At 49.4% G+C, this 6016-nt stretch carries 3 protein-coding genes, 4 tRNA genes and 1 rRNA gene; 1 reads left to right on the forward strand and 7 read right to left on the reverse strand.

Annotated elements, in window-relative coordinates; genetic code table 11:
- The gene (locus BN3656_RS06045) at positions 1-693 is read left to right on the forward strand and encodes a response regulator (RefSeq protein WP_066545220.1); all 693 of its coding nucleotides are present in this window, start codon (positions 1-3) and stop codon (positions 691-693) included.
- Between the two features lie 59 nt (positions 694-752).
- Here the strand turns inward: BN3656_RS06045 and BN3656_RS06050 are convergent, their stop codons facing one another.
- The 7 genes from BN3656_RS06050 to BN3656_RS06080 all read right to left on the reverse strand — a co-directional run bounded on the left by BN3656_RS06050 (position 753) and on the right by BN3656_RS06080 (position 6014).
- Positions 753-1703 carry a 3'-5' exonuclease gene (locus BN3656_RS06050; protein WP_066545222.1) on the reverse strand — a complete coding sequence of 317 codons (951 nt, stop codon included), beginning with the start codon at positions 1701-1703 and terminating at the stop codon, positions 753-755.
- 122 nt (positions 1704-1825) lie between these two features.
- On the reverse strand, positions 1826-2362 hold the full coding sequence (rbr, locus tag BN3656_RS06055) for a rubrerythrin (RefSeq protein ID WP_066545227.1): 537 nt from the start codon (positions 2360-2362) through the stop codon (positions 1826-1828).
- A gap of 144 nt (positions 2363-2506) precedes the next feature.
- A tRNA-Cys gene (locus BN3656_RS06060) sits at positions 2507-2577 on the reverse strand.
- A 21-nt stretch (positions 2578-2598) separates the two neighbouring features.
- Positions 2599-2670: transfer RNA gene (locus BN3656_RS06065), tRNA-Glu, on the reverse strand.
- Positions 2671-2702: 32 nt separating this feature from the next.
- Positions 2703-2775: transfer RNA gene (locus tag BN3656_RS06070), tRNA-Asn, on the reverse strand.
- A gap of 72 nt (positions 2776-2847) precedes the next feature.
- Positions 2848-5731: ribosomal RNA gene (locus tag BN3656_RS06075) — 23S ribosomal RNA — on the reverse strand.
- 210 nt (positions 5732-5941) lie between these two features.
- Positions 5942-6014, reverse strand: a tRNA-Ala gene (locus tag BN3656_RS06080).
- Positions 6015-6016: the final 2 nt, after the last annotated feature.

The following is a 6016-nucleotide window of genomic DNA, read 5'->3' on the forward strand; positions in this document are numbered from 1 at the left end:
ATGTCAACAAAAGCAACCATTGTTATCATTGAAGATGAAAAAAATATCTGCAGCTTCATCAGCCGTATATTGGAACCCGAAGGCTACCGTGTTATCACATCTAACACCGGAAGGGACGGACTGCAGCACATCAATTCAAACCATCCTGATCTGATTCTTCTGGATCTTGGACTTCCTGATATGGATGGACTGGATATTATCCAGAATGTGCGTATCTGGAGTACTACCCCTATCATTGTCATTTCTGCCCGTACCATGGAAAACAGCAAAGTAACAGCACTGGATATGGGCGCTGATGACTATTTAACCAAACCCTTTGGAACCGGAGAGCTCTTAGCCAGGATCCGTACTGCCCTGCGCCATGCCCAAAGAAGCCATACTCATACATCCCATCTGTATGAAGTCGGCGATCTCTCGATTGATTTTGAACGCCGTCTGGTAAAAGTAAAGGGTCAGGAAGTACACCTGACCCAGATTGAATATAAGCTGGTTTGTCTGCTGGCTCAAAATGCGGGCCGTGTTATGACCTACGAATCCATTATCACCAAAATATGGGGGCCTTATGCGGACAATGATAATCAAATCCTGCGTGTCAACATGGCCCATATCCGCCGCAAGCTGGAAGAAAATCCCGCAGAACCCCAATACATATTTACAGAAATTGGCGTAGGATACCGGATGCGGGAGGAATAGTCTTTCCGTTTCCGCAAACGTGATAACTATTTTCCTTACTTCTATAAAAAGTCTGCCCATCACTTCTTAGGCAGACTTTTTCTCTTTCTCTTATTATCTTCCCGTTTCTGAACCAGCAGTTCCAGCTCCTCTTCCGAAGCAGCCTTAACCGTCTTTACTCCATAGTAAAGCTCCCGCTCTGACTTCTTTACCCGGATCTTTCCCTTCATATATCCATGCTCCGGGCAAATCCCCATAGCAAAATAAAACCGCTGTCCGTAAGAAAACCAACGGATCTTTTTTCTGAGCATCCGCCGGCATTTGATGCATACCAAATCACTGACCTCCTTATTCTTGATCAGCTCCTCTTTTGTCTCAAACTCTGCAGAAACAAATTTAGAATATTCCGGGAAAGACAGCCGATAGCTCTTTCCAGATTCAGGCAGCTGATAATAGTCCACAGACACATATGGTCCAAACCACTCCATATCTATTTTCCCAAAAATCTCTGCCGTATAGAGGGCGTCATTGAATGCCCGATGAAATCCTCCCTCATCTGCCAAATCCTGCTCGCAAACTGCCTGATCCAAAGCTGCCCTGCTTTTGCCATCTCCATACTCCAGAGAATACAGCTTCTGTATATCGTAATACAACAGCGGTCTCTCAAAGGGAATTTCCATCCCATAGTAGGCAATATTCCGCTCCAGCTCTGTCAGATCCATAGGCCCCCAGGAGCAGAAACGGTATTCCTCCGGTCCGCACCATTCTAAAAACTCCCGGATTACCTGCTCAAAAGGCTGCCCTTCTCTCAGAAGCAGCTCCATCTCCAGCCCCGTTACTTCCTGTATCTTAAAATGAAGCTCCTCATAAACCTGTGGCTTGACCAGGCGGCGAAACTCCCCTATAGGCTTCCGGTTCTGATCCAGCTTCACCGCCCCAATCTCCACAATCTCAAACGGCAGGTACCTGTCTGAGCGCTCCTTCCCCTCGGGACTCTGGTTCCATTCCAGATCAAATACAATATAATTCATTTCCATCATCCTGTCATTTTCTAGTGCGCCTGATGGGACTGTTCAGGCATTTTACTATCTTACCATATGACAGAGGATATGGAAAGGGGGGAAGTTAAAACAAATCCACCCGTTCTGGATCATCAATAATTCTCCACATGGATCTCAAAGTAACCTTGAGGATGATTGCAGGCCGGACATACCTTTGGAGCACTCATTCCAACCATAATATGACCGCAGTTGCGGCATTCCCAAACCTTTACCTCGCTCTTTGCAAATACCTCTGCCAGCTCTACATTTTTAAGCAGTGCTCTGTAACGCTCTTCATGATGTTTCTCAATCTCTGCAACCAGCCGAAATTTAGCGGCCAGCTCCGTAAATCCCTCTTCCTCCGCAGTTTTTGCAAAACCGGCATACATATCTGTCCACTCGTAGTTTTCACCCTCGGCCGCTGATTTTAAATTTTCTGCCGTATCTCCAATACCGTTTAATTCCTTAAACCACAGCTTTGCGTGCTCCCTCTCATTATCTGCTGTTTTCTGGAACAGAGCGGCAATCTGCTCATACCCCTCTTTCTTAGCCACAGAAGCAAAAAAAGTATACTTATTTCTGGCTTCTGATTCTCCTGAAAATGCAGTCCTCAAGTTCTGTTCCGTCTTTGTTCCTGAATACTTATTCATAGCGTTGCTCTCCTTCTTCACAATATTTATGTTCCTATTTTTGCCAGATTCTACTGCATTTATTCCGCATTTTTTATGTTATGATGGATAGCTGAGAGCATGTACAGCAACAAAAAAGGAACCACATTTCTGTGATTCCAAAAGAGGCGACAACCGGAATCGAACCGGTGATAGAGGTGTTGCAGACCTTTGCCTTACCGCTTGGCTATGTCGCCATATTAACTTATATTATTCAATGACCCCAAGGGGATTCGGACCCCTGTTACCGCCGTGAAAGGGCGATGTCTTAACCGCTTGACCATGGGGCCTTAACGCTAATTCACTTGTATATGAAAATAAACTCCCCGAGTAGGACTCGAACCTACGACCCAACGGTTAACAGCCGTTTGCTCTACCGACTGAGCTATCGAGGAATAACTTCTCTCACATATACCTTCAAAACCACATACTGAACAACCAAGCCACAACCGTTTTCCCTAAACCTTCTGGTCAAGCCCTCGACCGATTAGTATCAGTCAGCTCCATGCATTGCTGCACTTCCACCTCTGACCTATCTACCTCGTCGTCTTCAAGGGGTCTTACTCTTGCGATGGGATATCTCATCTTGAGGGGGGCTTCACGCTTAGATGCCTTCAGCGTTTATCCCGTCCAGACTTGGCTACCCTGCCATGGCCTTGGTAGGCCAACAGGTACACCAGCGGTCTGTCCATCCCGGTCCTCTCGTACTAAGGACAGCTCCTCTCAAATATCCTACGCCCGCGCCGGATAGGGACCGAACTGTCTCACGACGTTCTGAACCCAGCTCGCGTACCGCTTTAATGGGCGAACAGCCCAACCCTTGGGACCTGCTACAGCCCCAGGATGCGATGAGCCGACATCGAGGTGCCAAACCACTCCGTCGATGTGAACTCTTGGGAGTGATAAGCCTGTTATCCCCAGGGTAGCTTTTATCCGTTGAGCGATGGCAATCCCACTTTCATACCACCGGATCACTAAGTCCTACTTTCGTACCTGCTCCACCCGTCGGTGTCGCAGTCAAGCTCCCTTATGCCTTTGCACTCTTCTAATGGTTTCCAACCATTATGAGGGAACCTTTGAGCGCCTCCGATACCCTTTCGGAGGCGACCGCCCCAGTCAAACTCCCCGCCTGACATTGTCCCCCAGCCAGGTCATGGCTGCAGGTTAGAAATCCAATACCGCAAGGGTGGTATCCCAACAGCGGCTCCTCACAGACTGGCGTCCATGATTCAAAGCCTCCCACCTATCCTGTACATGCAGTACCGAATCCCAGTATCAAGCTGGAGTAAAGCTCCATGGGGTCTTTCCGTCCTGGCGCGGGTAACCAGCATCTTCACTGGTATTTCAATTTCACCGGGTGCATTGTTGAGACAGCGCTCAAATCATTACGCCTTTCGTGCGGGTCGGAACTTACCCGACAAGGAATTTCGCTACCTTAGGACCGTTATAGTTACGGCCGCCGTTTACTGGGGCTTCAATTCAAAGCTTCGATTGCTCTAACCTCTCCTCTTAACCTTCCAGCACCGGGCAGGCGTCAGCCCATATACCTCACCTTACGGTTTTGCATAGACCTGTGTTTTTGCTAAACAGTTGCTTGAGCCTATTCTCTGCGGCCTGGTTTCCCAGGCACCCTTTCTCCCGAAGTTACAGGGTCATTTTGCCGAGTTCCTTAACAATGCTTCTCCCGCCGGCCTTAGGATTCTCTCCTCATCTACCTGTGTCGGTTTACGGTACGGGCACGTATCACACAATAGCGGCTTTTCTTGACAGCCGGAATCGCACACTTCGCTACTTCTGTTCGCTCCGCATCACAGCTTCGGATTGCCAGACGGATTTGCCTGCCTGACTCCTACCCTGCTTGCCCCGGTCTTCCCATTCCCGGGATGTGCTGTCCTTCTGTGTCCCCACAGTTCTGATGATACGCGGTACAGGAATCTCAACCTGTTGTCCATCGGCTACGCTTTTCAGCCTCGCCTTAGGCCCCGACTTACCCAGAGCAGATCAGCTTTACTCTGGAAACCTTGGATATTCGGCCTGGAGGATTCCCACCTCCATCTCGCTACTCATTCCGGCATTCTCTCTTCTTAAAAGTCCACAGCTCCTTGCCGGTACTGCTTCGCCCCTTTAAGAATGCTCCTCTACCAACGATCTCTCGTTCCTAAGCTTCGGTGTTGTGTTTCAGCCCCGGACATTTTCGGCGCAGGACCTCTCGACCAGTGAGCTATTACGCACTCTTTGAATGTGTGGCTGCTTCTAAGCCAACATCCTGGTTGTCTCTGAAATCCCACATCCTTTTCCACTTAACACACACTTTGGGACCTTAGCTGTAGGTCTGGGCTCTTTCCCTTTCGACTGCCCAACTTATCTCGTGCAGTCTGACTCCCGTACATCATTTATGCGGCATTCGGAGTTTGATATCCCTTGGTAAGCTTTGACGCCCCCTTAGGAATTCAGTGCTCTACCTCCGCTAAACTAATACGAGGCTAGCCCTAAAGCTATTTCGAGGAGAACCAGCTATCTCCGGGTTCGATTGGAATTTCTCCCCTATCCACACCTCATTCCCACCCTTTTCAACGGATGTGGATCCGGTCCTCCACGGAATTTTACTTCCGCTTCAACCTGGACATGGATAGGTCACCCGGTTTCGGGTCTGCCTGCGCTGACTTTACGCCCATTTGAGACTTGGTTTCCCTTCGGCTCCACGGCTTTACCGCTTAACCTTGCCAGCGCCGGCAACTCGCCGGACCGTTCTACAAAAAGTACGCGGTCGCACCTTAACGTGCTCCCACAGCTTGTAAACACAGGGTTTCAGGTTCTCTTTCACTCCCCTCCCGGGGTCCTTTTCACCTTTCCTTCACAGTACTATGCGCTATCGGTCACTAAGGAGTATTTAGCCTTGGAGGGTGGTCCCTCCGACTTCCCGCAGGGTTTCTCGTGTCCCGCGGTACTCTGGATCCTGCCGCTGCCTATCGCTTTCATGTACGAGGCTCTCACTCTCTCTGGCCGGGCTTCCCAGCCCGTTCCATTAACGAATCAGCTCACTTATGCAGTCCGTAACCCCAGCATGCACGCACGCTGGTTTAGGCTCCTCCGGTTTCGCTCGCCGCTACTCCCGGAATCGATGTTTCTTTCTTTTCCTCCGGCTACTTAGATGTTTCAGTTCACCGGGTTCCCTCCGCACAGCTATGGATTCACTGTACGGTGACTGAGGGTTGCTCAGCCGGGTTTCCCCATTCAGATATCTCCGGATCAATGGATATTTGCTCCTCCCCGAAGCTTTTCGCAGCTTATCACGTCTTTCATCGGCTCTTAGTGCCAAGGCATCCACCCTGCGCTCTTTATAGCTTGACCAAACGATGTTCGCCTGCGGGTGCGGGCTACTTATCTTTAGATGCATAGCGTTGCATCCTTTGGTTCTAGGTTTACAAATTTGTTGTTTGTTTCCATGCAATCTCTTGCATGGCCTCGGATGTCTTGATATTCGATTGAATATTCAATTCTTTTTGTTCAATATGCGGTTTTCAAGGTACATGTGCGCCTCGCATTCTCATGCTTGGCGAGTGGAGATGGAGAGATTCGAACTCTTGACCCCCTGCTTGCAAGGCAGGTGCTCTCCCAACTGAGCTACACCCCCAC

Origin of the sequence: Clostridium sp. AT4, from assembly GCF_001517625.2 — a bacterium.
GTDB lineage: Bacteria > Bacillota > Clostridia > Lachnospirales > Lachnospiraceae > Enterocloster.